Annotated in this window: 32 protein-coding genes; 2 read left to right on the forward strand and 30 right to left on the reverse strand. The window is 62.7% G+C overall.

Going from position 1 to position 22,919, the window contains the following annotated elements; translation table 11 throughout:
- Nucleotides 1-34 precede the first annotated feature (34 nt).
- The gene (rng, locus tag AC0GUR_RS06965; RefSeq protein WP_472876736.1) at nt 35-1,528 is read right to left on the reverse strand and encodes a ribonuclease G; all 1,494 of its coding nucleotides are present in this window, start codon (nt 1,526-1,528) and stop codon (nt 35-37) included.
- Nucleotides 1,529-1,721: 193 nt separating this feature from the next.
- On the opposite strand from rng, the gene AC0GUR_RS06970 reads away from it, so the two are divergent.
- Complete coding sequence (locus tag AC0GUR_RS06970) at nt 1,722-2,234, forward strand: mismatch-specific DNA-glycosylase (protein WP_472876737.1); 513 nt, start codon at nt 1,722-1,724, stop codon at nt 2,232-2,234.
- Nucleotides 2,235-2,297: 63 nt separating this feature from the next.
- On the opposite strand, the gene AC0GUR_RS06975 is transcribed toward AC0GUR_RS06970, so the two are convergent.
- Nucleotides 2,298-3,197 (reverse strand): LysR family transcriptional regulator, encoded by a 900-nt coding sequence (locus tag AC0GUR_RS06975; RefSeq protein WP_472876738.1) that lies wholly within the window; start codon nt 3,195-3,197, stop codon nt 2,298-2,300.
- 92 nt (nt 3,198-3,289) lie between these two features.
- Here AC0GUR_RS06975 and AC0GUR_RS06980 point away from each other — a divergent pair, with 92 nt between their 5' ends.
- On the forward strand, nt 3,290-4,276 hold the full coding sequence (locus AC0GUR_RS06980) for an NAD-dependent epimerase/dehydratase family protein (RefSeq protein ID WP_472876739.1): 987 nt from the start codon (nt 3,290-3,292) through the stop codon (nt 4,274-4,276).
- Between the two features lie 12 nt (nt 4,277-4,288).
- Here AC0GUR_RS06980 and AC0GUR_RS06985 read toward each other — a convergent pair whose 3' ends face one another.
- The 28 genes from AC0GUR_RS06985 to rplB all read right to left on the reverse strand — a co-directional run bounded on the left by AC0GUR_RS06985 (nt 4,289) and on the right by rplB (nt 22,918).
- The gene (locus AC0GUR_RS06985; RefSeq protein WP_472876740.1) at nt 4,289-5,572 is read right to left on the reverse strand and encodes a c-type cytochrome; all 1,284 of its coding nucleotides are present in this window, start codon (nt 5,570-5,572) and stop codon (nt 4,289-4,291) included.
- 272 nt (nt 5,573-5,844) lie between these two features.
- Nucleotides 5,845-6,594: a c-type cytochrome gene (locus AC0GUR_RS06990; protein ID WP_472876741.1), complete on the reverse strand. Its 750-nt coding sequence runs from the start codon at nt 6,592-6,594 to the stop codon at nt 5,845-5,847.
- Between the two features lie 193 nt (nt 6,595-6,787).
- The gene (locus AC0GUR_RS06995) at nt 6,788-8,464 is read right to left on the reverse strand and encodes an MASE1 domain-containing protein (RefSeq protein ID WP_472876742.1); all 1,677 of its coding nucleotides are present in this window, start codon (nt 8,462-8,464) and stop codon (nt 6,788-6,790) included.
- Nucleotides 8,465-8,677: 213 nt separating this feature from the next.
- Nucleotides 8,678-10,063 (reverse strand): class II 3-deoxy-7-phosphoheptulonate synthase, encoded by a 1,386-nt coding sequence (locus tag AC0GUR_RS07000; protein WP_472876743.1) that lies wholly within the window; start codon nt 10,061-10,063, stop codon nt 8,678-8,680.
- Between the two features lie 15 nt (nt 10,064-10,078).
- Nucleotides 10,079-10,576: a disulfide bond formation protein B gene (locus AC0GUR_RS07005; RefSeq protein ID WP_472876744.1), complete on the reverse strand. Its 498-nt coding sequence runs from the start codon at nt 10,574-10,576 to the stop codon at nt 10,079-10,081.
- 290 nt (nt 10,577-10,866) lie between these two features.
- Nucleotides 10,867-11,247 carry a 50S ribosomal protein L17 gene (gene rplQ / locus AC0GUR_RS07010; protein WP_472876745.1) on the reverse strand — a complete coding sequence of 127 codons (381 nt, stop codon included), beginning with the start codon at nt 11,245-11,247 and terminating at the stop codon, nt 10,867-10,869.
- A 305-nt stretch (nt 11,248-11,552) separates the two neighbouring features.
- The gene (locus tag AC0GUR_RS07015; protein ID WP_472876746.1) at nt 11,553-12,551 is read right to left on the reverse strand and encodes a DNA-directed RNA polymerase subunit alpha; all 999 of its coding nucleotides are present in this window, start codon (nt 12,549-12,551) and stop codon (nt 11,553-11,555) included.
- A 16-nt stretch (nt 12,552-12,567) separates the two neighbouring features.
- On the reverse strand, nt 12,568-13,194 hold the full coding sequence (rpsD, locus tag AC0GUR_RS07020; protein WP_472876747.1) for a 30S ribosomal protein S4: 627 nt from the start codon (nt 13,192-13,194) through the stop codon (nt 12,568-12,570).
- An 11-nt stretch (nt 13,195-13,205) separates the two neighbouring features.
- Nucleotides 13,206-13,592, reverse strand: coding sequence for a 30S ribosomal protein S11 (rpsK, locus tag AC0GUR_RS07025; protein ID WP_007513384.1), 387 nt, complete (start codon nt 13,590-13,592; stop codon nt 13,206-13,208).
- 12 nt (nt 13,593-13,604) lie between these two features.
- Nucleotides 13,605-13,961 carry a 30S ribosomal protein S13 gene (gene rpsM / locus AC0GUR_RS07030; RefSeq protein WP_019464879.1) on the reverse strand — a complete coding sequence of 119 codons (357 nt, stop codon included), beginning with the start codon at nt 13,959-13,961 and terminating at the stop codon, nt 13,605-13,607.
- 137 nt (nt 13,962-14,098) lie between these two features.
- The gene (gene secY, locus AC0GUR_RS07035; RefSeq protein ID WP_472876748.1) at nt 14,099-15,424 is read right to left on the reverse strand and encodes a preprotein translocase subunit SecY; all 1,326 of its coding nucleotides are present in this window, start codon (nt 15,422-15,424) and stop codon (nt 14,099-14,101) included.
- Nucleotides 15,425-15,428: 4 nt separating this feature from the next.
- Entirely contained in the window at nt 15,429-15,866 is a 438-nt protein-coding gene (gene rplO, locus AC0GUR_RS07040) for a 50S ribosomal protein L15 (RefSeq protein WP_472876875.1), read from the reverse strand.
- Nucleotides 15,866-16,060 carry a 50S ribosomal protein L30 gene (rpmD, locus tag AC0GUR_RS07045; RefSeq protein WP_472876749.1) on the reverse strand — a complete coding sequence of 65 codons (195 nt, stop codon included), beginning with the start codon at nt 16,058-16,060 and terminating at the stop codon, nt 15,866-15,868. The genes rplO and rpmD overlap by 1 nt, the downstream gene beginning before the upstream one ends.
- On the reverse strand, nt 16,053-16,562 hold the full coding sequence (rpsE, locus tag AC0GUR_RS07050; RefSeq protein WP_472876750.1) for a 30S ribosomal protein S5: 510 nt from the start codon (nt 16,560-16,562) through the stop codon (nt 16,053-16,055). Before rpsE ends, rpmD begins: the two co-directional genes overlap by 8 nt.
- 119 nt (nt 16,563-16,681) lie before the next feature.
- Entirely contained in the window at nt 16,682-17,035 is a 354-nt protein-coding gene (gene rplR / locus AC0GUR_RS07055) for a 50S ribosomal protein L18 (protein WP_472876751.1), read from the reverse strand.
- A 29-nt stretch (nt 17,036-17,064) separates the two neighbouring features.
- Nucleotides 17,065-17,592, reverse strand: coding sequence for a 50S ribosomal protein L6 (gene rplF / locus AC0GUR_RS07060; RefSeq protein ID WP_472876752.1), 528 nt, complete (start codon nt 17,590-17,592; stop codon nt 17,065-17,067).
- Nucleotides 17,593-17,602: 10 nt separating this feature from the next.
- Nucleotides 17,603-17,998, reverse strand: coding sequence for a 30S ribosomal protein S8 (gene rpsH, locus AC0GUR_RS07065; RefSeq protein ID WP_472876753.1), 396 nt, complete (start codon nt 17,996-17,998; stop codon nt 17,603-17,605).
- 239 nt (nt 17,999-18,237) lie between these two features.
- A complete protein-coding gene (gene rpsN / locus AC0GUR_RS07070) occupies nt 18,238-18,543 on the reverse strand; it encodes a 30S ribosomal protein S14 (RefSeq protein WP_472876754.1) in 306 nt (101 codons plus the stop codon).
- An 18-nt stretch (nt 18,544-18,561) separates the two neighbouring features.
- Nucleotides 18,562-19,104: a 50S ribosomal protein L5 gene (gene rplE / locus AC0GUR_RS07075; RefSeq protein ID WP_324861381.1), complete on the reverse strand. Its 543-nt coding sequence runs from the start codon at nt 19,102-19,104 to the stop codon at nt 18,562-18,564.
- Between the two features lie 12 nt (nt 19,105-19,116).
- Nucleotides 19,117-19,431, reverse strand: coding sequence for a 50S ribosomal protein L24 (gene rplX, locus AC0GUR_RS07080; protein WP_472876755.1), 315 nt, complete (start codon nt 19,429-19,431; stop codon nt 19,117-19,119).
- A gap of 14 nt (nt 19,432-19,445) precedes the next feature.
- Nucleotides 19,446-19,814, reverse strand: coding sequence for a 50S ribosomal protein L14 (gene rplN / locus AC0GUR_RS07085; RefSeq protein WP_007513359.1), 369 nt, complete (start codon nt 19,812-19,814; stop codon nt 19,446-19,448).
- Nucleotides 19,815-19,828: 14 nt separating this feature from the next.
- Nucleotides 19,829-20,089, reverse strand: coding sequence for a 30S ribosomal protein S17 (gene rpsQ / locus AC0GUR_RS07090; RefSeq protein ID WP_324861385.1), 261 nt, complete (start codon nt 20,087-20,089; stop codon nt 19,829-19,831).
- Between the two features lie 12 nt (nt 20,090-20,101).
- On the reverse strand, nt 20,102-20,287 hold the full coding sequence (gene rpmC / locus AC0GUR_RS07095) for a 50S ribosomal protein L29 (RefSeq protein WP_266183058.1): 186 nt from the start codon (nt 20,285-20,287) through the stop codon (nt 20,102-20,104).
- A 1-nt stretch (nt 20,288) separates the two neighbouring features.
- A complete protein-coding gene (rplP, locus tag AC0GUR_RS07100; RefSeq protein ID WP_038620428.1) occupies nt 20,289-20,702 on the reverse strand; it encodes a 50S ribosomal protein L16 in 414 nt (137 codons plus the stop codon).
- An 11-nt stretch (nt 20,703-20,713) separates the two neighbouring features.
- Entirely contained in the window at nt 20,714-21,463 is a 750-nt protein-coding gene (rpsC, locus tag AC0GUR_RS07105) for a 30S ribosomal protein S3 (protein ID WP_472876756.1), read from the reverse strand.
- A gap of 13 nt (nt 21,464-21,476) precedes the next feature.
- A complete protein-coding gene (rplV, locus tag AC0GUR_RS07110) occupies nt 21,477-21,812 on the reverse strand; it encodes a 50S ribosomal protein L22 (protein WP_102303877.1) in 336 nt (111 codons plus the stop codon).
- On the reverse strand, nt 21,812-22,084 hold the full coding sequence (rpsS, locus tag AC0GUR_RS07115) for a 30S ribosomal protein S19 (protein WP_046972909.1): 273 nt from the start codon (nt 22,082-22,084) through the stop codon (nt 21,812-21,814). Before rpsS ends, rplV begins: the two co-directional genes overlap by 1 nt.
- A gap of 12 nt (nt 22,085-22,096) precedes the next feature.
- Nucleotides 22,097-22,918 (reverse strand): 50S ribosomal protein L2, encoded by an 822-nt coding sequence (gene rplB / locus AC0GUR_RS07120; RefSeq protein ID WP_354013032.1) that lies wholly within the window; start codon nt 22,916-22,918, stop codon nt 22,097-22,099.
- Nucleotide 22,919 lies beyond the last annotated feature (1 nt).

The raw sequence follows: 22,919 nt of genomic DNA on the forward strand, positions 1-22,919 counted from the left end.
CCAAACCCGCCCAGCGGCGCTCACCACCAGACCCTTAAAGCAGAACGACATCGAACTGTTCCTGCGAGTAATGCTCCTCAGCCTGAAAGCGTATGCTCTTGGAGATGAACTCTTCCAGTTCGGCCACGGCGGCGGACTCTTCCTCCAGGATGCGGCCGACCACCTTGGGGCTCGCCATCACCAGTAGTTTTTCGGTGTTGAACTGGCGCACCGCCCGGGTGATCTCGCGGAAGATCTCGTAGGTCACCGTTTCTGATGTCTTGACCGTGCCCCGCCCGCTGCAGGCCGGGCAGGGTTCGCACAACTGACGCTCCAGGCTTTCGGTGGTGCGCTTGCGGGTCATTTCCACCAGGCCCAGCGCCGACATCGGGTAGACGGTGGTCTTGGCGTGATCGCGCGCCAGGCCCTTTTCAAGCATGCGCAGCACCTGGCGCCGGTGTTCCTCATCGGTCATGTCGATGAAGTCGATGATGATGATGCCGCCCAGGTTGCGCAGCCGTAGCTGACGCGCCGCTGCCTGGGCTGCTTCGAGGTTGGTGCGGTAAACGGTTTCCTCGAGGTTGCGCGAGCCGACATAGCCACCGGTGTTCACATCGATCGTGGTCATCGCCTCGGTCTGATCGACGATGAGGTAGCCACCGGATTTGAGCGGCACCTCTTTCTTGAGCGCGCGCTGGATCTCATCTTCCACCCCATACAGGTCGAAGATGGGGCGCTCGCCGGCGTAGTGCTCCACGCGGTCGTCCAGGTGCGGCATGAACTTGTGCACGAACTTCACGACCTTCTCGAAGGTCTCGCGAGAATCCACGCGCACTTTCTCGATATCGTCGTTGAGCATGTCGCGCAGACTGCGCAAGGGCAGCGAGAGTTCCTCGTAGACGCGCTCGCCCACCTTGGCCTTGGCGATATTCTCCTGCACCACGCGCCACACCTTGCCCAGGTAGGTCACGTCGAAGGCCAGCGACTCAGCGGTCTGCCCCTCGGCATTGGTACGCACGATGTAGCCGAGCGGATTCTCGCCGATCAGGGTGTTCAGCACCTCCTTGAGGCGCTGGCGCTCCTCCTCCTCCTCGATGCGGGCAGAGATGCCCAGCGTCCGGGCGTGCGGCAGCAGCACCAGGTAGCGCGAGGGAATGGAAAGGTGGGTGGACAGCCGGGCGCCCTTGGTGCCGATCGGGTCCTTCACCACCTGCACCACGATCTCCTGGCCTTCGTGAACCAGTTCGCTGATCGAAGGCACGTGGCCATTGCCGTTGCTATGGCTCACCACCTCGGCGCCTTCGACGGCCGCCGGCAGCGGCGGCCTCAGAATGTCCGACGCATGCAGGAACGCCGCGCGCTCCAGCCCAATATCGACGAACACGGCCTGCATGCCAGGCATCACCCGCTGCACGCGCCCTTTGTAGACATTGCCCACGTAGCCGCGCCGAGAGGCCCGCTCCACGTGCACCTCCTGCAACATGCCGTTCTCTACTACACCAACGCGAGTCTCGCGTGGGGTCACGTTGATCAGGATTTCTTCGCTCACCGGGCATTCCCCTGGATGGGCGATCTTTATAGCGGCAGGACGCGCACACTGTCGATGAGTGGTGAAGCACGCCGATGATCGATTCAGCGAGCGCGCCAACTGGCGCCCAAAATCTCTGCAAATCAGGGATATTCGTGTACTGGGCAGTCTTTGATTAGGTTGCCGGGACGGGGCGCCGCTATGCTGCCCGGTGATGCGCAAAACAATCCTCCCCGACCTGTTGCCGCCAGGCCTGTCGCTGGTGTTCTGCGGCACCGCCGCGGGCCGACGCTCCGCCACTGAAGGGGCGTACTACGCCCATCCGGGCAACCTGTTCTGGCGCGCCCTGCACGCTGTGCAACTCACACCTCGCCTGTTCGCCCCGGCCGAGTTTCCCCAGCTACCAGCGCTTGGCATCGGCCTCACTGACCTAGCCAAGCATCACATGGGCAACGACGATGAGCTGCCTCGTGACGCTTTCGACGTCGCGGCGCTGCAGACGCGCATCGAACGCGCGGCACCGCGCATCCTGGCCTTCACCAGCAAGGCGGCCGCCCGCGCCGCGCTGGGTCATGCTGCTGGCTACGGGCTACAGACCGAGCGCATAGGGTCGACCCAGCTGTTCGTCCTGCCCTCCCCTTCGGGTCAGGCGCGTGGGCATTGGGATCTGCGGCCATGGCAGGATCTGGCGGCACTGGTGAGGCCAGGAGTGAGTGGAGAGGAGTGAGAAGTGAGAGAGAGCCGTCCTCGGAGCACGCCTGCTTTCCTCTCACTTCTCACTCCTCTCCACTCACTTCTCGCCCTTCGCGTAATCGGCCAGCGCCTCGGCGAGATGGTCGAACAACCGGCGCACCCGCAAGCTCTGGCGCAGGTCCTCGTGCATCACCACCCAGGCTTCCAGCGGCAGTGAGAGCGCATCGGGCAGCAACCGCACCAGTTGGGGAGACCGCCGCGCCAGGCCCACCTGCGCGATGCCGATGCCAAATCCGGCGCGCAGCGCGGCGAGCCCGGCCAGATCGCTGTCGGTGCGAAGGGCAAAGTGCTCGCGGGCGTAGGGCAGCCCCTGGGGCCGTAGACGCCTGACATACGGCGTCTCCGTGTCAAAGCCGATCAGGGCGTGCCCGGCAAGTTCGGCCAGGGTGGCTGGATACCCATGGACGTCGAGATAGCTCCGGTGCGCAAACAAGCCCAGCTCAACCCGCCCCACGTGCCGGGCCACCAGGGCCTCCTGGGTGGGCTGCACCATGCGTATGGCGATATCGGCATCACGCCGCAGCAGGTCCGCCGCCTGATTCGATAGCACCAGCTCGACCACGATGCCCGGATGCCGCTCGCGAAATGCAGCCAACATCGGCGGCAGCACCTCCGCACCGATCACCTCGCTGGCGGTAACCCGCACCGTGCCACTGACCTCCCCTCGCCCGGCCGAGGCCGTGCGTTGCAGGGCCGCCGATGCTGAGGCCATCGCCTGCGCATGCGGTACCAGCTCCTGCGCCAGCTCGGTCGGTACCAACCCCTGTGGCGAGCGCGCGAACAGCACCGCCCCCAGTGCCGTTTCCAACTCGCGCATGTGGCGGCCAATGCTGGGCTGGGTCATGCCCAGCGCCCGTGCCGCACCCGAAAGACTGCCTTCGCGCATCACTGCCAGGAACGATCGGTAAAGCTCCCAACCGGGATCGACGTTAGCCATGCATATTTGTATAGCAGATCTTCGATATTAGGCAATTTTCTTATGGTCGATCCGGCGGCAAGCTGATCAGAACTTCCACGAGGACCCCAGCCATGCTTACTCGACAGACAGTTCTGGTGATCGGCGCCAACGGCGGTATCGGCCGCGAGGCTTGCCTTGCCCTGCAACGGCACGGTTGGCAGGTGCACGCACTGGTGAGGACGCTCCCCTCCCAGAACCAAGACGGCATTGACTGGGTGCGTGGCGATGCCATGAACGCCGACGATGTGCTTCGCGCCGCTGCTGGGGCCAGTGTGATCGTCCATGCGGTGAACCCGCCGGGCTATCGCGGTTGGGACCAGCTCGTACTGCCCATGCTGGACCACACCATCGCCGCCGCCCGCGCCAACGGTGCACGTATCGTGCTGCCGGGCACGATCTACAACTACGGCCAGGATGCGTTTCCGACGCTCAAGGAGGAATCGCCGCAGCATCCACTCACCCATAAGGGCGCGATCCGCACCGAGATGGAGCGCCGACTAAAGGCGGCCACTACGGAAGGTGTGCGTGTGCTGGTGCTTCGCTGTGGGGACTTCTTCGGCCCACGCGCCGGCGGCAGCTGGCTATCCCAAGGGTTGGTCAGCCAGGGCGCTCCGGTGAAACGCATGCTCTATCCGGGCCCCTACGACATCGGCCACAGCTGGGCCTATCTGCCGGATGTCGCCGAGACGATGGCTCGCCTGCTCGCTCGGGAAAGCGACCTCGCTTCGTTCGAAAGCTTCCATTTCGGCGGCTACTGGCTCGACGGGCACGCGATGGTGAAAGCACTGCGCCGCGTTACCGGCCGCCCCGGCATCACCGCCAGCAAGTTTCCCTGGTGGCTGGCACGGCTGATGTCACCGTTCAACGAAACGATGCGCGAGCTGTGCAAGATGCGCTACCTGTGGCAATCGCCGATTCGGATCGACGATGCCAAGCTCAAGGCATGGTTGGGTGATTCGCTTTACACGCCACTGGATGACGCTTTGCACACCACGCTGGTCGGCATCGGTTGCATCACTTCCGACGAACACGCCAAGCCGACCATAGCGACGGCGTGATACTCGAGTGGATCAATCGACCGGCGTGTGCCGGTAGGTAATCACGTCGCGCTCCTGCACCAGCGATGCCTTGTTCGACCACGACCGTCGGATGTAGGTCACCACAGCCGCCACATCGCTGTCGCTCAATTGTTGCGCGAACGGCGGCATCGAATAAGGGCGAGGGTTGCCTGCTGTCACCGGCGCAAACCCACCCAGCAAGACCACGCGCATCGCATTGATGCCGGTCGGTTCATTCACCGAGGAATTGCCGTTCAAGGACGGATAGACGCCCGCCACGCCATTGCCATCCTTGCCATGGCAATCGGCGCAGCGCTCCGCGTAAATCTTCGCGCCCTGCGCGAGGATCGGGCGGAGATCCAGCGGCGACTTTTCCTCGGCCACCGGCGCGCGCGGCGGCAACGACTGAAGATAGGTGGCGATGGCACGCGCGTCATCGTCCTGCAGATGCTGCGTGCCGCGTACCACCACTTCGGCCATCGGTCCGAATGCGGTGCCTCGCGATGACTGGCCCGTCTTCAGCAGGTCGACAATATCCTGCTCACTCCAACCGGCCAGCCCACCGTTGGCCTGCATGCTCAGATCCGGTGCGTACCAGTTCTGCGCAGGCATCTGCCCGCCGGCCAACGAGCCGTTACCTTGCTGACCGCCCAGCGCATCGCGTGGCGCGTGGCATTCGTTGCAATGCCCCAGGCCCTGCACAAGATACGCACCGCGATTCCACGCTGCCGATTTCGAGGCATCGGGCTGGTATTCGCCCTCATGGAAATACAGTGCGCGCCAGGCTTTCAAGCTGTTGCGCACGCTGTAGGGAAATCCCAACATCGGCGACTTGGCCGGCTGATGTACCGCGGGTAGCGATTGCAGATACGCAAACATGGCCAGCGCGTCGTCACGCGTAACCTTGGTAAACGAGGTGTACGAGAACACGGGATACAGCAACTCACCATGCCGGCCCTTGCCGCTATGCAAGGCTTGCCAGAAGTCCTCAAAGCTCCAGTCGCCAAGACCCGTCTCGCGATCGGGTGTGATGTTGGGTGCGGGAATATTGCCGAATGGCGTCGGCAACACGCGTCCACCGGCGTTGCGGGCACCGCCCTGCTCGGTATGGCACGACGCACAGTCACCCACAGTGGCGAGGTATTCGCCCTGGGCGATCAGCGCGGGATCTTTCAGCGTGGCGGCATCCACCTTGCTCGACGCCTGCAACACCGGCTGTTTCGCGCCACCACGGAAAAACCACCAGCCGCCCAACGCGAGCAGCAGCACCACCACGATCAGCAGCACGCGTTTCATGCGCCATCTCCTATGGAGCCTGATTCATGTTCTTTCATAGCTTGCGTTGGCCGTCTGTGCTCGCCAGGGAGTGGAGCGTGACGCAGGCCTGACTGGCTGTCAGGCCAAGATACGCGCCGCTTCCTGGTGGGCACAGACGGCCAACCCTTCGGGCCGGGCCTGTTTGCCCACCATCCTGCGTCATCACTCGGTTGTGTCTCGACATACACGCCCTCGTTCTTCCTTGTCTGGCGGGCAAACAGCTCCCGGCGCGGTCTATGAAAGAACATGAATCAGGCTCCTTTGCCTAAAACACCGCAATGCAACGGCGGCGTTACCGAACCCGCTGGCTGTGCATGCATATCCGCCGGTAATTCGCGGCTGGCCAGCCAGGCGGAGACGGCGCTGATATCGGATTCGCTAAGGCGATTGGCAATTTCCGACATGCAATCAGGCGCGATCGTGGCGCGCGTTTGGGTGCGCCACGAGCCAAGCTGCGAGCTGATGTAGTCATAGGGCAGCCCGACCAACCCCGGGATGTCTGGCTGCACGCCAGTGAGCTGGGTGCCATGACAGGCGGAGCAGGCGGGAATCTTCCGTGCAGGGTCACCGTGCGCGACCAATTCCTCGCCGCGCTTCAGCGCGTCTGCCGACAAACGCGGCATGGGCGAACGGCTGTAGGGCACTTCCTGCGCGGCGAAGTACTCGGCGATTTCGCGCATGTACTCGGGGCTGAGATAGCGCACCGTATATTCCATCGGGCCGTATTTGCGCAGGCCGTCCTGGAAGTCTTTGAGCTGGCGCGCAAGATACCCGGCGGGCTTGCCGGCCAGACGAGGAAAGAAGCCGCTTTCTGGCGTCCCCTCACCGTGCACGCCATGACAGGATGTGCATGCGGCAATACGCTGCTGCAAGGTGTCGGGAATCGGTGGGTGCTGTGCCTCCTGCGCATGTGCCACGCCGATGCACGCCAGGGTGATGAACAGCAACGATGCGCCTACGACACGCCCCGCCTGCCACAGCTTCGCTGAGAGCCCTTTCATGATCTTCCCTAGTGCACGTGATGCGTGACTGCACCGGCTACGAATGGCAGCGCGGCACCCCCGCCCCGATTATAGGTAGCGGCGTCAGCTTGACGCAGCGCGCACTGGAAGAGTCGCAGCTTCGCGACATCATGCCGCAGACCGGTGTGCAACGAATGCCCGCGCACGCTGGGTACACACATGCCGCTTGGACTTAAGCCGGTAGCGGACGCCCCAACAGCGCATCGGCGTCCGCCGGACGAGACCTGAATCGCAACGCATCGTGAAGCAGTAGCGTGACGCTGAGCTGGTCATGGCTTTCGCGCTCGTGCACCACACCACCGTAGATCAGCGTGCGTTCGCGTACCGTCGCCATGCCCTGCCCGTTGGTGCCGAGCAACGCCACCAACTGATGCCACTCCGGCACCGAACGATCCCGCTGCGCGGCTTGAGCGCGCGTACCGGTCAGACGCAACACAACCCAACGGCGACCGCCCGTATGACCACCGCGAATCTGCACGTGAATACGCCGCATCGACTCGCGTGCCGCCAGATACACCAGCACTTCGCAGGCCTGTCGATAAAGCATCATGTGGACATCGGGCGCCAACTGATCGAGCCCACTGCCCCTGACTTCGCAGACATAGTCCGCACCGACCAGCGATGACGCCTGTGCCAGCGGACCATCTACAAAGGTGGCCTCAAGCCCTCGCTCTCGCCAGGCGCGCGGATGCAAGGCATTGGCCAGTCGCTGCATCTCTCGTTGAGTGAACTCGAGGTGCCGCGCATAACCGTGCCCCATGCTGGCGGGCAGCATGGGACGCAGACGCTCGACCATGCGGCGCTGGCCATCGTGGATGGACTGGCCGAGTCGATCCAGCGATTCCGCCACCTGACGCAAACGCTGCTCCTCCTGGTAAAGCCCCTGCTGTGCGAGCTGAAAGCCACGCAAGGTGTCGGCATCGATGGGAGACTGTGCTTTGACACTGGATGACAGCCGCCCACCAAGCATCATCAGACTCGACATGGCAAAGGCGATCAGCGCCTGTGCCTGGATGGCTGCCGGATCGCGCACCACCGTCACTGTGAGCTGCACAGCCACGCTGGCAAGCGTGCCGCCGATAGCCGCGCCTTGCCACCCATATCGCGCAGTCAGCCACGCCACCGGAACAAACATGGCCAAACGCGAGATCTGTACCACCTCGTCGCCATGTTTTGCAGACGCCAGCCACAACAACGCAAGCAGTGCTGGCAGCACGCCTGTCAGACAATCCTTGATCAGCGGCCTCAGCCATGCCGTGGCACCGGGTGCGCGCCAACGCGCAAGCGCACTACGCCAGGCAAGGAATGCCGGCGCTAGCGTCAACGCGCCCAGATAGCTGCCGAGGAAATAGGTAAGCACGACGTGCGTGGTGATCACCGGAGCCGCCTCGCCAGAAGGCACCCGGAGGACGGCCAGCGTGCCCGTGCTGGAGAGCGCGCTGATGGTGGCCGCGATGAGTATGCACGACAACAACGCCGTCACGTTGACCAGACCGGCGCGGAACAGCGTCATGTGTCGCCGACACCATGCGAACGCTGGTGCGCTCAACAGAATGGGCGGTACGGTGACCAGAGCGGCCCACAGCACACCGAATCGCTCATGGTATGTCCAACCCAGCCACGCCATCGGCAACGCTTCTCCGATGACGAGAGCGCCCCAGTACCGGTACGGCACCAGCAGCAGGCACAGCACGCGCAACCCCGAGGTGAGGTTCCAATGCGATACCGAGACATCACGAAGCAGCGTGTAACACACCACGTAAGCAGCAATAACGGCGAGTTGCCGACATCCTGCGTAAAGCGTGGCACGCCTCCTTGCGCCTCCCGTCCCCTTCGCTACCGTCGCCATCAGCTCATGCAAGTCCCATTCAAGAAGTTTAGCGAGTCGTGTCTGCCGGTCTGGCGACATCCGCGAGCTGCCGATATGCCGTCCATTGTCGCAGGAAATCTCGCCGCACAGTGGTCAGCTCATCCTGATCGATGGTCATGCTTGCGTGGGTCAGCGACCGAAAAAAAGCCCGGCTTGTGCCGGGCCTCAGGGCGATTGATGGGTGCGCGATGGTCAGACCGCAAGTGAGCCGGCGGATTTGCGCACGATCAGCATCGCGAGCTCCAGCGATTGCTCATAGTTGAGTCTTGGGTCGACCATGGATTTGTAGGCCCGGTCGAGATCGGCCTCGCTCAAGTCGCGGGCACCACCCATGCATTCGGTAACGTCCTCTCCGGTTAGCTCGAGGTGCACACCACCCAGGCGCGTGCCCGATGCAGCGTGGATGTCGAAGGCCTGATCGAGTTCGCCGCGAATATTGTCGAAGCGTCGCGTCTTGTAGCCGTTGGAGGTGGTCTCCGTATTGCCGTGCATGGGGTCAGCCACCCACAGCACCCGACGATCTTCGCGCTTCACTGCCGCCAGTAACGGAGGCAAGGCGGTACCGATCGGCCCGTTGCCCATGCGGTGAATCAGCGTGAGGCGACCTGGCTCGTTTTCGGGATTTAACGCGTCGATCAGCGGCAGAAGCTGATCCGGTGTCACCGACGGGCCGACCTTGACCGCAATCGGATTGCGAATCCCGCGGAAATATTCCACGTGAGCGCCGTCCAGCGCAGCCGTGCGCATGCCAATCCACGGGAAATGCGTGGACAGATTGAACCAGCCTTGATGCCGCGGCACCTGGCGCGTCAGCGCGGCCTCGTAGTGCAACAACAAGGCCTCGTGCGAGGTGAAAAAGTCCACGCGCGAGAACCCGGCGATGGGGCCGGCCAGCGTTTCCATGAAGCGGAGCGAATCACCGATCGCCGACACCATGCGCCGATACTCGGCGGCCAGTGGCGAGTGTTCCACCCAGGCCAGGTCCCAGTACTCCGGGTGATGCAGGTCAGCGAAGCCGCCATCGATCAGTGCACGCACGAAATTCATGGTCAGCGCAGAGTGCGCATGCGCCTGGATCAGGCGCTGCGGGTCCGGCCTGCGGGCCGCCGGGGTGAAAGCCGGGCTGTTCACCAGGTCACCACGGAAGCTGGGCAAGGTCACGCCATCACGTGTCTCGGTGTCGGCGGAGCGCGGCTTGGCGTACTGCCCTGCGAAGCGCCCCACGCGCAACACCGGTTTCTTGAGCCCGTGCACCAACACCAGACTCATCTGCAACAGCACCTTGAGGCGGTTGGAAATCACCGGGCTCGTGCAGTCGGCAAAACTTTCGGCGCAATCGCCACCTTGCAGCAGGAAGCGCTTGCCCTCTTGCGCCTCGGCGAGCGCCTGCTTGAGCGCCAGCACCTCCCAAGACGTCACCAAGGGCGGCAGCGTAGCGAGCTGATCAATCGCGCGCCCAAGCTCTTCGGCGTTCTCGTATTGCGGCTGCTGCAGGGCCTGCCGCTGCTGCCAGCTGCCCGGCGCCCAGCCGGAGGTGGTGTACATCGATGTCGGTGCAAGAGGCATGGCGTGTGACATGACGAATTGACCCGCTCAGGCGCGCTTGCGCGCGGCGGCATACACGGCCGCGAACACCAGCAGCAGATACCAGACCAGCGTCCAGGCCGGCATCGGCAGGCCAAACACGGGTTCGATCTTGGCGCACTCGCCCGAACCCGTGAACACCATTTTTAGCACTTTGGCGAACGGGAACGTATCCATCATGTAGCCGAGATTGGGGCCACAGGCAGGAATCTGGTCCGCCGGCAACGTTTGCAGCCACAAGTGCCGCGCTGCGGTGAGGATCCCCCCCAGCGCGCCGAGCAGAACGCCGCCGGTGTAGATCCAGCGGCCACCGCCGCGCGGCGCATGCAAGGCACCCAGCAGGAAGAACACGCCCATGACCATGAATGCGATGCGCTGAAAGATGCACAGCGGGCACGGAATCATGTTCAACACATGCTCGGCGTAAAGCGCAAAGCCCAGCAGGGCCACGCAGACAAGGAAGCCGACGAAGTAGGTGGCGCGATACGACCAGCGGAAGGGATTCATGGGGACCGGGATGCTGCGATGCGAAACCGCGACATTACCCACTTGCCCCGTCGCTGTCAGCTGGCGTCCGTCAGCCCGCCCCTTTTCGGTCCCCCTCGTTTTTGTAGGAGCGCACTTATGCGCGACCGCGGCATCGCCCCCTCTTCTCGGTCTAAGACACGGTCTGGATGTTCATGTCGTGCACAAGTGCGCTCCTACAGGATGCGTGCCGTAGGAAACTCGGCCCCTGAAACGCAAAAACCCCGGCAGGTTGCCCCGCCAGGGTTTCGCGAAACACTTGGAGCAACCGATTACTCGGCAGCTTCCTCACCGCGCGGGCGATCGACCAGCTCGACGTACGCCATCGGGGCGTTGTCGCCCGGGCGGAAGCCGGCCTTGAGGATACGCAGGTAACCGCCGGGACGCTCGCGGTAACGGGGGCCCAGCTCGATGAACAGCTTGCCGACGGCTTCCTTGTCACGCAGACGCGCGAAGGCGAGACGACGGTTGGCGACGCCATCGGTCTTGGCGAGCGTGATAAGCGGCTCGGCAACGCGACGGAGTTCCTTGGCCTTGGGCAAGGTGGTGCGGATCAGCTCGTGCTTGAACAGCGACGACGCCATGTTCTTGAACATGGCCTCGCGGTGGCTGCTCGTACGGTTGAGCTTGCGACCGGATTTCTGGTGGCGCATGGCAATACTCTCTTTGTCTGTTGTTATGAAAAGTCGGCGGTTATGTCCGACTTCCCGCGGTTACCCGCTGGTGAAGCCCTTCGTGGTACGGGCTCTTGTTGAGCAAGGCGGCCGGATGGACCGCTGGGGCGTCTGCAAAATCCGAGGGATCAACACTCGTCAGACTGCCAATGCCAAGCAACCAAGGCGGTCGCCCGAAACTTCGCGCGGCTTTTCAGGCCGCTTTTGGCAACTGGCGAGCGCACCGAAGGTCGCTCGCCAGTTTGCCGATACTACCGGCGACCGCGAACGGTCGCCTTGGAACATCAGCCCAGCTGCATGCCGTGCGAAAGGCCCGGCGGCGGCCAGTTTTCAAGCTTCATACCCAGAGCCAGACCACGACCACCCAGCACGTCCTTGATTTCGGTCAGGGACTTCTTGCCAAGGTTCGGCGTCTTGAGCAGCTCGACTTCGGTCTTCTGAACCAGATCGCCGATGTAGTAGATGCTCTCGGCCTTCAGGCAGTTTGCCGAACGCACGGTGAGCTCCAGATCGTCGATCGGGCGCAGCAGCAGCGGGTCGAAACCGCCCTTCTCCGCCTTGTCCGTGGCGCTCTCGCGACGCGAGAAGTCACCGAACACCGACAGCTGATCGTTGAGGATTTCAGCGGCCTTGCGAACCGCGTCTTCCGCACCGATGGTGCCGTTGGTCTCGATATCCAGCACCAGCTTGTCGAGGTTGGTGCGCTGTTCCACACGGGCAGCGTCCACTTCGTAGGCCACACGCAGCACCGGCGCGAACGACGCGTCGAGCTGCAGGCGACCGATCGGACGAGCTTCATCGTCCGGGTGCTGGCGCGCGCTGGCCGGCTGATAGCCGACGCCGCGACGCACCTTCAAGCGCATGTTGAGCGCGATGTCCTTGGTCAAGTGGCAGATCACGTGCTCGGGGTTGATGATTTCCACCGAGTGATCGACGGCGATATCGCCGGCGGTGACCACGCCCTTGCCCTTCTTGGACAGGGTCAGGGTGACTTCGTCACCCGTGTGCTGGCGAATTGCCACGTCCTTAAGGTTCAGCAGGACTTCGATCACGTCCTCCTGCAGACCCTCAAGCGTGGTGTATTCGTGCAGCACGCCATCAATTTCCACCTCGACGATGGCAGAGCCAGGGATCGAGGAGAGCAGCACGCGACGCAGCGCGTTGCCCAGGGTGTGGCCGAAACCACGCTCGAGCGGCTCCACCACCACCTTGGCGCGGTTGGCTCCGAGCTGCTCGACGCTGAGGCCGCGAGGCCGCAGCACGCTAGTTGACGATACTGCCATGCAGGGCTCCGGTTGATTACTTCGAGTAGAGCTCGACGATCAGGCTCTCGTTGATGTCGGTCGGCAGGTCGCCGCGGTCCGGCATCGCCTTGAACGTACCTTCGAACTTCTTGCTGTCGACTTCGACCCACTGCGGACGCAGGTCCATGGTGTCGAACACGGTTGCCGCTTCCTGGACGCGCAGCTGAGTGCGAGCGCGTTCGGTCAGGGCCACCACGTCACCGGCGCGAACCTGGTACGAGGGGATGTTCACCTTCTTGCCGTTGACCAGCACAGCCTTGTGGCCGACCAGCTGACGGGCCTGGGCGCGGGTAACCGCGAAACCCATGCGGTAAACAACGTTGTCCAGACGGCTTTCGAGCAGGCGCAGCAGGTTCTCGCCGGTGTTGCCCTTGAGGGTCGACGCCTTGGCGTAGTAGTTGCTGAACTGGCGCTCGAGCACACCGTAGATGCGCTTGACCTTCTGCTTTTCACGCAGCTGCAGCGCGTAGTCCGACATGCGCATGCGCTTGTTGGCGCCATGCTGGCCGGGCTTGTTTTCCAGCTTGCACTTCGAATCGATAGCGCGAGCGGGGCTCTTCAGACTGAGATCTGCACCCTCGCGGCGGGCGAGCTTGCAGGTAGCTCCACGATAACGTGCCATGGGTATGCTCCTTAGACTCGACGCTTCTTGGGGGGACGGCAGCCGTTATGCGGAATCGGCGTGACGTCGATGATGTTCAGAACCTTGTAACCGAGGGCGTTCAGCGAACGCACGGCCGACTCACGACCCGGACCCGGGCCCTTGATTCGGACTTCCACGGTCTTCACGCCGTAATCGCCTGCAGCACGGCCGGCCTTTTCGGCGGCAACCTGAGCTGCGAACGGGGTCGACTTGCGCGAACCGCGGAAACCCGCGCCGCCGGCAGTCGCCCACGACAGGGCGTTGCCCTGGCGATCGGTGATCGTGACGATGGTGTTGTTGAAGGAGGCTTGCACGTGGGCCACGGCATCCGTGACAACGCGCTTGATCTTCTTCTTGGTCTTGACAGGCTTAGCCATGTTCGGAATCCGTTACTTCTTGATGGCGCGACGCGGACCCTTACGGGTGCGTGCATTGGTACGCGTGCGCTGGCCGCGCACCGGCAGGCCACGGCGATGACGCAGACCGCGGTAGCAACCCAGATCCATCAGACGCTTGATGGCGATACCCACCTCGCGACGAAGATCACCTTCGACGACGTACTTGCCGATTTCGTGGCGAAGCTTTTCGACTTCACCTTCACTCAGGGACTTGATCTGCGTGGTGGGAACCACGCCTGCGTCCGCGCAGACCTTCTTGGCCCGGCTGCGGCCGATCCCGTAAATGCTCTGCAGGCCAACCCAGACATGCTTCTGGACCGGCAAATTGACACCCGCGATGCGCGCCATGATGTACTTTCTCCGATGCGTTTCGTGCGCGGTAAACGCGCAATTCTAACTGTAAACGACCCAACAGGAAAGCCCTGCGGTACCAGGGGTACCGCCGCCCTCCGACTTAGACCAACTTCCCACCACCCCAGCAGCCATCAGTTGCGGCGGAGGTTGGCCTTCTTGAGCAGGCTTTCATACTGGTGACTGACCAAGTGCGCCTGCACCTGGGCAGTGAAATCCATCACCACGACAACCACGATGAGCAGAGAGGTGCCACCGAAGTAGAAGGGGACGTGCCACGCCTTTTGCATAAACGAGGGAACCAGACAGACCAGCACCAGGTAGAGGGCGCCGACACCGGTCAGACGGGTCATCACGTTATCGATGTAATCGGCCGTCGAGCGGCCGGGACGGATACCCGGAATCAAGGCGCCGGAGCGCTTCAGGTTGTCCGCCGTCTCTTGGGAGTTGAACACGATCGCCGTATAGAAGAAGGCAAACGTGATCACCAGCACCGCGAAGACAATGTCGTACAGGGGCTCACCCGGGGTCAGCGCCTGGGTCAGCTCGGTCAGCCAGCGCGACTGGTGTCCCTGACCGAACCACGTTGCCGCGGTCGCCGGGAACATCAGCAGGCTCGACGCGAAGATTGGCGGGATCACGCCCGACATGTTGATCTTCAGCGGCAAGTGCGAGGTCTGGTTCATGTAGGCCCGCTGCCCGCCGGAACGTCGCGCGTAGTTCACAGTAATGCGCCGTTGAGCGCGCTCCATGAACACCACGAACGCCGTCACCGCCAGGATCAGACCCACCACCATGATCATCTTGATCACGGAGAGCTCGCCATTGCTGGCCATGGTCAGCGTGTGCGCCACTGCGCCAGGCAGGCCGGCGACGATACCGGCGAAGATCAGCAACGAAATACCGTTGCCAATGCCGCGCTCGGTGATCTGCTCACCCAGCCACATCAGGAACATCGTGCCGGCCGTGAGGCCAACGATCGACGCCATGATGAAGCCCATACCAGGCGTGTAAACCACCGGTGCACCACCCTGCGCCACCTGCTTTTGCAGCGCTACGGCGATACCGAATGCCTGGAAGGCAGCCAGACCGACCGTGCCAAAGCGGGTGTAGGTGGTCATCTTGCGACGACCCGCCTCACCTTCCTTGCGCAGCGCCTGCAGACTCGGAACGACCGAGCCCATCATCTGCACCACGATGGATGCAGAGATGTACGGCACCACGCCGAGTGCGAACACCGAGAAGCGTGCCAGCGAGCCACCCGAGAACATGTTGAACATGTTCATCAGGCCGCCGCCCTGCTCGATGAGGTTCGTCATGGCTTCCGGATTGACGCCGGGAACCGGGATGAAGGAACCGAGACGGAAGACGATCAGCGCACCAATCACGAAGAAGATGCGCTGACGCAGTTCCGTCAGCTTGCCGAGCGATCCGAGCGATGTGCCCTGGGCTGACGCCACGTGATTACTCCACGCTGCCGCCGGCAGCTTCGATCGCTGCCTTGGCGCCGGCCGTGGCCAGCACGCCCGACAGCTTCACCGCGCGGCCGATCTCGCCCTTGAGGACGACCTTGACCTTCTTGGCGTGGCTGTCGATCAGACCGGCCTGGTGCAGGGCGATCGTGTCGATCACGTCAACCTTCAGGGCGGCCAGCTCGTACAGGAATACTTCCTGGCTTTCTTTCTTCTTCAGCGAACGGAAGCCGACCTTCGGCAGGCGACGCTGCAGCGGCATCTGACCGCCTTCGAAACCGTACTTGTGGGTGCCGCCCGCGCGAGCGTGCTGACCCTTGTGACCGCGACCGGCGGTCTTGCCCAGGCCCGAACCGATACCGCGACCCACGCGAAGGCGGGTCTTGCGGGAACCGGCGGCCGGCTTGATGTCGTTAAGACGCATGGTGATTACTCCTCAACCCGCACGAGGTAATAGACCGTGTTGATCAGGCCACGCACTTGCGGGCTGTCCTTCAGTTCACGGACGTCGTTGAGCTTGCTCAGGCCGAGCGCCTTGACGCTCAGGCGATGACGGCTCTGCACACCGCGCAGGCCCTTGACCAGGCGCACGCGCACGGTGGCGGCGGTTTCGTTCTTAGCCATTGCCCAGCACCTCTTCAATGGTCTTGCCGCGCTTGGCAGCGATCTGCTTCGGCGAAGCAACAGCCTGCAGGCCCTTGATGGTCGCGCGGACCAGGTTGATCGGGTTGCGCGAACCGACGGCCTTGGCCAGCACGTTCTTCACGCCCACCACTTCCAGCACGGCGCGCATGGCACCGCCGGCGATGACGCCAGTACCCTCGGAAGCCGGCTGCATGAACACCTTGGCTGCGCCGTGGTTGGCCTTGATGGCGTACCACAGGGTGCCGTTGTTCAGGTCGATGGAAACCATGTTGCGACGAGCGCGGTCCATGGCCTTGGAGATAGCGACCGGCACTTCACGCGCCTTGCCATAGCCGAAGCCCACGCGGCCTTCGCCGTCGCCAACCACGGTCAGCGCGGTGAAGCTCATCTGGCGGCCACCCTTCACGGTCTTGGCCACGCGGTTGACGGCAATCAGCTTCTCGAGCAGGCCGTCTGAATTTTCGCGATCGGTAGAAGACATGTTCTTTTCCGTATGCCCGAACTATCCGGGACTTTTGCTTGCGGCTAAGCCGCTTGGAGTTGTAGGTACTACTAGTGGGTTCAAGTGCCGACCGAGACCGGCACTTGACCCTGACCTGCTTAGAACTTCAGGCCGGCTTCGCGAGCTGCATCGGCCAAAGCTTTGATGCGACCGTGGAAGCGGAAGCCCGAGCGATCAAACGCCACGGACTCGATACCGGCAGCCAACGCACGCTCAGCCACAGCCTTGCCCACGGCAGCAGCGGCGGTGAGGTTCTTGGTGCCCTTCAGGCCCTCAGCGACCGACTTCTGCACGGTGGAAGCAGCAGCCACCACGCTCAGACCATCCGCAGCAAACACCTGCGCGTACAGGTGCTGACCGGTGCGATGCACCGACAGACGAGCGACGGCGAGCTTGCGGATATGCGAGCGGGTCGACTTGGCGCGACGCAGGCGGGATTCGTTCTTGTTCATCGTGTTCTCTCCAGGAAGCGGATAGGCGATTAGGCCTTCTTGGCTTCCTTCAGGGTGATCTTCTCGCCGGAGTAGCGCACGCCCTTGCCCTTATAGGGTTCCGGCGGACGGAAGCCACGGATCTTGGCAGCCACTTCGCCCACGCGCTGCTTGTCCGAACCCTTGATCAGGATTTCGGTCTGCGTCGGGGTTTCGATGGTGATGCCTTCCGGCGCTTCGAACACGACCGGATGCGAGAAGCCCAGGGCGATATTCAGCGACTTACCGGCCATGGAGGCACGGTAGCCCACGCCGACGAGCTCGAGCTTGCGCTCGTAACCGTCGGACACGCCCTTGACCATGTTGGCCAGCAGCGCGCGCAGCGTGCCGCCGAACTTGTCGTCAGCGCCTTCGGCGACGACGATGTTGGCCACGCCGTTGTCGACGGTGACGGAAGCGCCCGGCAGGGCGTGGGTCGCCAGGGTGCCCTTCGGGCCCTTGACGGAGATGCCAGCGGCGTCGATGTTGATCTCAACGCCCTTCGGCAGGGTAATCGGCTGTTTGGCAACGCGGGACATCGTCGACTCCTTATGCGACCTGGCCGATGACTTCGCCGCCCAGACCCTTAGCACGGGCCTGCGCGTCGGTCAGCAAACCGGCGGAAGTCGAGATGATCGAGATACCCAGGCCACCGAGGACCTTCGGCAGCTCGTCCTTACCGCGGTAGACGCGGAGACCGGAACGGCTGACACGGGTGATGGATTCGATAGCCGGACGGCCTTCGAAATACTTGAGCTTGATCTCGAGCACCGGCTTGCCTTCCACGGTGGAGGCCTTGGCGTCGAGGATATAGCCCTCGTTCTTGAGAAGGTTGGCGATGGCCACCTTCAGCTTCGACGACGGCATGTTTACGGCCTGCTTGCCCGTGAGCTGGGCATTGCGGATGCGCGTAAACAGATCGGCGATGGGATCAGTCATGCTCATGAAAACATCCTTCAGAGTGCACCGATATCCGAAAAACCGGAAATCTGTTTTGAGTTGTATGCCGGCCAAGGGCCGACCTGCGGGTACGCAGACCGACGACTATAGCAGCATTCTTCCGGCTTTGCGAATAACGGCGCGTAATCGCGCCAACAGCGGCAGGCCAAGGCCTGCCGCTGCATCGGAACGGGGTTGGATCATGCCGAATCAGATCGGCGCCCTACCCCGCCCAGTTTGGGGTCTTACCAGCTGGCCTTGCGCAGGCCAGGAACGTCACCACGCATGGTGGCTTCGCGCAGCTTGTTACGGCCAAGGCCGAACTTCTGGTACACGGCGCGCGGGCGGCCGGTCAGTGCGCAGCGCGTACGCTGGCGTGCCGGGCTCGCATCACGCGGCTGCTTCTGCAACTTGGACTGGGCTTCCATCTTCTCCTCGTAGGAGGCGGTGGGGCTCAGCACAATTGCCTTCAGTTCAGCGCGCTTGGCGGCGTACTTCTTGACGAGCTTGGTCCGCTTGATATCGCGGTTGACCATCGAGGTCTTTGCCATAGTGATCTCTCGCGTTTATCAGTTGCGGAACGGGAAGCTGAAAGCTTCCAGCAGCGCCTTGGCTTCTTCGTCGCTCTTGGCGGTGGTGGTGATGGAGATATCCATACCACGCATCGCGTCGACGGCGTCGAAGTCGATTTCCGGGAAGATGATCTGTTCCTTGATGCCGAAGTTGTAGTTACCACGGCCATCGAAGGCACGACCGGACACACCACGGAAGTCGCGCGTACGCGGCAGCGAGATGTTGATCAGGCGATCGAGGAATTCCCACATCTGGGCACGGCGCAGGGTGACCTTGCAACCGATCGGCCAGCCGTCGCGGATCTTGAACGAGGCAACCGACACGCGGGCCTTGGTCTGGATCGGCTTCTGGCCCGAGATCTTGGCCATGTCGGCCACAGCGTTCTCAAGCACCTTCTTGTTGCCGGCGGCTTCGCCCACGCCCATGTTCAGCGTGATCTTGGTGATGCGGGGAACCTGCATCACGTTCTGGTAACCGAAGCGCTCAGTGAGCTTCTTCATTACCTGGTCTTTGTAAAACGTTTCAAGACGCGTCGTCATAATATTTATTCCTTACGCGTCCACAACTTCGCCGTTGGACTTGAACACGCGCACCTTACGCCCATCAGAGAGCGTCTTGGCGCCAACGCGTTCACCCTTGCCCGTGGCGGAGTTGAACAGCTGGACGTTGGAGATGTGGATCGAAGCTTCACGCTCGACGATGCCGCCAGCCTGATTGGCCTGGGGGTTCGGCTTGGTGTGACGCTTGACCAGGTTCACGTTGGAGACGAACACGCGCTCGCCATCAACGCGCAGCACGTCGCCGCGCTGACCCTTGTTTTTGCCGGTGATCACGAGGACCTGATCACCCTTGCGGATACGGTTCATGGTCTGGACTCCGCTCAGAGCACTTCGGGCGCGAGGGAGACGATCTTCATGAACTTCTCGCTGCGCAGCTCGCGAGTGACCGGCCCGAAGATACGGGTGCCGATCGGCTCGAGCTTGTTGTTGAGGAGGACCGCTGCGTTGCCGTCGAAACGGATCAGCGAGCCATCGGGACGGCGCACGCCCTTGGCGGTACGAACCACCACGGCGTTGTACACCTCACCCTTCTTCACCTTGCCACGGGGAATGGCATCTTTCACGGTGACCTTGATCACGTCACCGATCGCGGCGTAACGGCGCTTGGAGCCGCCGAGCACCTTGATGCACATAAGTTCCTTGGCACCGCTGTTATCGGCCGCGGAAAGCGTGCTTTGCATCTGGATCATGTCTGCACCCTCCCTTAGACGTTAGCGCGCGTGATGATTTCGACCACGCGGTGATGTTTGGTCTTGGACAGAGGACGGCATTCCGCGATGCGGACCAGGTCGCCTTCGTTGGCACCCAGGTCGTTCTGCGCGTGCAGCTTGGTCGAACGGCGGATGATCTTGCCAATCAGCGGATGCTGTTCCTGGCGCTCGATCAGGACCGTCACGGTCTTGTCCATCTTGTTGCTGATGACGCGGCCCTCGAGGGTACGCGTCTGCTTCTTGTTGTCGCTCATATCGGCCGTCCCTTACTTCTTGCCGCCGAGCACGAACTTCGTGCGGGCGATGTCGCGCCGAACGCGGCGCAGCTGGTGCGGCTGGTTGAGCTGGCCGGTGCCCTTCTGCATGCGCAGGTTGAACTGCTCCTTGCGCAGGTCCAGCAGGTGCTTATTCAGCTCTTCGGCCGTCTTGGTGGTCAGATCTTTGATGGCCATATCACATCACCGCCCGGGTCACGAATTGGGTCTGGACCGAGAGCTTGGCCGCGGCCAGGCGGAACGCCTCGCGTGCGGTAGCTTCGTCGATACCCTCGATTTCATACAGCATGCGGCCCGGCTGGATCGGAGCGACCCAGTATTCGACGCCACCCTTACCGGCACCCATTCGAACTTCGATGGGCTTCTTGGTGATGGGCTTGTCGGGGTACACGCGGATCCACAGCTTGCCACCACGCTTGACGAAGCGGGTGATGCAACGACGACCGGCCTCGATCTGACGCGCGGTCAGCGCGCCGAACGTGGTGGCCTTCAGACCGAACTCGCCAAAGCTGACGAGGTTCGAGGAGAAAGCCAGACCGTCGTTGCGGCCCTTGAACTGCTTACGGAATTTGGTTCGCTTAGGTTGCAGCATGGCAACTCTCCTTACTTCGCCGTCCGCTCGCGACGGCCTTCACCGCCCTCGCGACGCGATTCACGACGACCCTCACCACCCTCACGGCGCGGCTGGGACTGCTCTTCCTTCGGCTCCTGGTTGATCTGGGACAGATCGAAGACCTCGCCCTTGTAGATCCACACCTTGATGCCGATGATGCCGTAGGTGGTCTTCGCTTCGGCAGTGCCGTAGTCGATGTCGGCGCGCAGCGTATGAAGCGGCACGCGACCCTCACGGGCCCATTCGGAACGGGCAATCTCAGCGCCATTCAGACGACCAGAGACATTGATCTTGATGCCCAGTGCGCCCAGGCGCATCGCGTTGCCAACCGAGCGCTTCATCGCGCGGCGGAACATGATGCGACGCTCCAGCTGCTGCGCGATCGACTCGGCAACCAGCTGTGCATCGATTTCAGGCTTGCGCACTTCGCTGACATTGATGTGCGCCGGGACGCCCATCATGTCGCTGACTTCCTTGCGCAGCTTCTCGATATCCTCGCCCTTCTTGCCGATCACCACGCCCGGACGGGCGGTGTGAATCGTCACGCGTGCGGTCTTGGCCGGGCGCTCGATGAGGATCTTGGAGATGCCGGCCTGGGCCAGCTTCTTGCGCAGCATCTCGCGAACCTTCAGGTCAGCTGCGAGGTACTGGGCGTATTCGCCCTTATTGGCGTACCACTTCGAGTTCCAGTCCTTGGCAATGCCGAGGCGGATACCGGTGGGATGAACTTTATGACCCATCGTCTATGTCCTCTTAGTTGCCAACGACCACAGTGATGTGGCTCGTGCGCTTAAGGATGCGGGAACCGCGACCCTTGGCGCGGGCATACATGCGCTTCATCGCCGGACCTTCGTCCACGAAGATGCGCGAGACCTTCAGCTCGTCGACGTCAGCACCGAGGTTATTCTCGGCGTTGGCGACGGCCGACAGCAGCACCTTGCGAACAATGGCTGCGGCCTTCTTGTTGGTGAACTGGAGCACGTCGCTGGCACGGCCCACGGGCAAACCGCGGACCAGGTCAGCTACCAGGCGTGCCTTCTGCGCCGAAATGCGGGCGCTACGCAGGATCGCTTTGGCTTCAGTGCTCATCACTTGCCCTTCTTGTCGCCGCCATGGCCCTTGAAGGTGCGGGTCGTCGCGAACTCGCCGAGCTTATGCCCGACCATGTTCTCGTTGACCAGCACAGGGACATGCTGACGGCCGTTGTGGATGGCGATGGTCAGGCCGACCATTTCCGGCAGGATCATCGAGCGGCGCGACCAGGTCTTGATCGGACGCTTGTTATTGGCGGAAACGGCGGCTTCCACCTTCTTTACGAGGTGCAGGTCGACAAACGGACCTTTCTTTAGAGAGCGCGGCATGATCGTTTCCTATTACTTGCGACGACGCACGATGAACTGCTGGGTGCGCTTGTTCGAGCGCGTCTTGTAGCCCTTGGCCGGCGTACCCCACGGAGAAACCGGGTGACGACCACCAGAGGTCTTGCCCTCACCACCGCCGTGCGGATGGTCGACCGGGTTCATCACCACACCGCGAACGGTGGGGCGAATACCCAACCAGCGCTTGGCGCCGGCTTTGCCGAGCTTCTTCAGGCTGTGCTCGCCGTTGCCCACTTCACCGATGGTGGCGCGACAATCGACCGGCACGCGGCGCATTTCGCCGGAGCGAAGACGCAGAGTGGCGTAACCCGATTCACGGGCGACCAGCTGGACCGAAGCACCGGCGGAACGCGCGATCTGCGCACCTTTACCCGGACGCATCTCGATGCAGTGGATGGTCGAACCCACCGGGATGGCGCGCAGCGGCAGGCTGTTACCAGCCTTGATCGGCGCATCGCTGCCCGACACCAGGCGATCGCCTGCCTGCACGCCCTTGGGGGCGATGATGTAACGACGCTCGCCGTCGGCATAGCACAGCAGTGCGATATGCGCGGTGCGGTTCGGATCGTATTCAATGCGTTCGACCTGGGCGGCAATGCCTTCCTTGTCGCGCTTGAAGTCGATGATGCGGTAACGCTGCTTGTGACCACCACCCTGGTGGCGAACAGTGATACGACCGTAGTTATTGCGACCACCGTTCTTGGTCTTCGCTTCGGTCAACGCCGCGTACGGCGCACCCTTATGAAGGCCCTCGGTGCGGACGCTGACTGCGTCGCGGCGGCCGGGGGAGGTCGGCTTATGAGTGATCAGTGCCATC

It is taken from the genome of Dyella sp. PARNA 12/25 (genome assembly GCF_055702865.1).

What these genes read in the sequence shown, in the direction of transcription:
- rplV (WP_102303877.1), bottom strand. Translation starts at nt 21,812, where the DNA reads ATGAGCACTGAAGCCAAAGCGATCCTGCGTAGCGCCCGCATTTCGGCG.
- rplB (WP_354013032.1), bottom strand. Translation starts at nt 22,918, where the DNA reads ATGGCACTGATCACTCATAAGCCGACCTCCCCCGGCCGCCGCGACGCA.
- rplP (WP_038620428.1), bottom strand. Translation starts at nt 20,702, where the DNA reads ATGCTGCAACCTAAGCGAACCAAATTCCGTAAGCAGTTCAAGGGCCGC.
- AC0GUR_RS06975 (WP_472876738.1), bottom strand. Translation starts at nt 3,197, where the DNA reads ATGGCTAACGTCGATCCCGGTTGGGAGCTTTACCGATCGTTCCTGGCA.
- AC0GUR_RS07015 (WP_472876746.1), bottom strand. Translation starts at nt 12,551, where the DNA reads ATGGCAGTATCGTCAACTAGCGTGCTGCGGCCTCGCGGCCTCAGCGTC.
- rpsQ (WP_324861385.1), bottom strand. Translation starts at nt 20,089, where the DNA reads ATGAGCGACAACAAGAAGCAGACGCGTACCCTCGAGGGCCGCGTCATC.
- rplN (WP_007513359.1), bottom strand. Translation starts at nt 19,814, where the DNA reads ATGATCCAGATGCAAAGCACGCTTTCCGCGGCCGATAACAGCGGTGCC.
- rpsS (WP_046972909.1), bottom strand. Translation starts at nt 22,084, where the DNA reads ATGCCGCGCTCTCTAAAGAAAGGTCCGTTTGTCGACCTGCACCTCGTA.
- AC0GUR_RS06980 (WP_472876739.1), top strand. Translation starts at nt 3,290, where the DNA reads ATGCTTACTCGACAGACAGTTCTGGTGATCGGCGCCAACGGCGGTATC.
- rplF (WP_472876752.1), bottom strand. Translation starts at nt 17,592, where the DNA reads ATGTCCCGCGTTGCCAAACAGCCGATTACCCTGCCGAAGGGCGTTGAG.
- rpsN (WP_472876754.1), bottom strand. Translation starts at nt 18,543, where the DNA reads ATGGCAAAGACCTCGATGGTCAACCGCGATATCAAGCGGACCAAGCTC.
- rpsD (WP_472876747.1), bottom strand. Translation starts at nt 13,194, where the DNA reads ATGGCACGTTATCGTGGAGCTACCTGCAAGCTCGCCCGCCGCGAGGGT.
- rpsH (WP_472876753.1), bottom strand. Translation starts at nt 17,998, where the DNA reads ATGAGCATGACTGATCCCATCGCCGATCTGTTTACGCGCATCCGCAAT.
- AC0GUR_RS06990 (WP_472876741.1), bottom strand. Translation starts at nt 6,594, where the DNA reads ATGAAAGGGCTCTCAGCGAAGCTGTGGCAGGCGGGGCGTGTCGTAGGC.
- rpsC (WP_472876756.1), bottom strand. Translation starts at nt 21,463, where the DNA reads ATGGGTCATAAAGTTCATCCCACCGGTATCCGCCTCGGCATTGCCAAG.
- AC0GUR_RS06985 (WP_472876740.1), bottom strand. Translation starts at nt 5,572, where the DNA reads ATGAAACGCGTGCTGCTGATCGTGGTGGTGCTGCTGCTCGCGTTGGGC.
- AC0GUR_RS07005 (WP_472876744.1), bottom strand. Translation starts at nt 10,576, where the DNA reads ATGAATCCCTTCCGCTGGTCGTATCGCGCCACCTACTTCGTCGGCTTC.
- rpmD (WP_472876749.1), bottom strand. Translation starts at nt 16,060, where the DNA reads ATGGCTAAGAACGAAACCGCCGCCACCGTGCGCGTGCGCCTGGTCAAG.
- AC0GUR_RS07000 (WP_472876743.1), bottom strand. Translation starts at nt 10,063, where the DNA reads ATGTCACACGCCATGCCTCTTGCACCGACATCGATGTACACCACCTCC.
- rpmC (WP_266183058.1), bottom strand. Translation starts at nt 20,287, where the DNA reads ATGGCCATCAAAGATCTGACCACCAAGACGGCCGAAGAGCTGAATAAG.
- rplE (WP_324861381.1), bottom strand. Translation starts at nt 19,104, where the DNA reads ATGACGACGCGTCTTGAAACGTTTTACAAAGACCAGGTAATGAAGAAG.
- rplR (WP_472876751.1), bottom strand. Translation starts at nt 17,035, where the DNA reads ATGAACAAGAACGAATCCCGCCTGCGTCGCGCCAAGTCGACCCGCTCG.
- rpsM (WP_019464879.1), bottom strand. Translation starts at nt 13,961, where the DNA reads ATGGCGCGCATCGCGGGTGTCAATTTGCCGGTCCAGAAGCATGTCTGG.
- rplX (WP_472876755.1), bottom strand. Translation starts at nt 19,431, where the DNA reads ATGAACCGTATCCGCAAGGGTGATCAGGTCCTCGTGATCACCGGCAAA.
- rpsK (WP_007513384.1), bottom strand. Translation starts at nt 13,592, where the DNA reads ATGGCTAAGCCTGTCAAGACCAAGAAGAAGATCAAGCGCGTTGTCACG.
- AC0GUR_RS06970 (WP_472876737.1), top strand. Translation starts at nt 1,722, where the DNA reads ATGCGCAAAACAATCCTCCCCGACCTGTTGCCGCCAGGCCTGTCGCTG.
- rplQ (WP_472876745.1), bottom strand. Translation starts at nt 11,247, where the DNA reads ATGCGCCACCAGAAATCCGGTCGCAAGCTCAACCGTACGAGCAGCCAC.
- rpsE (WP_472876750.1), bottom strand. Translation starts at nt 16,562, where the DNA reads ATGTCTTCTACCGATCGCGAAAATTCAGACGGCCTGCTCGAGAAGCTG.
- AC0GUR_RS06995 (WP_472876742.1), bottom strand. Translation starts at nt 8,464, where the DNA reads ATGGCGACGGTAGCGAAGGGGACGGGAGGCGCAAGGAGGCGTGCCACG.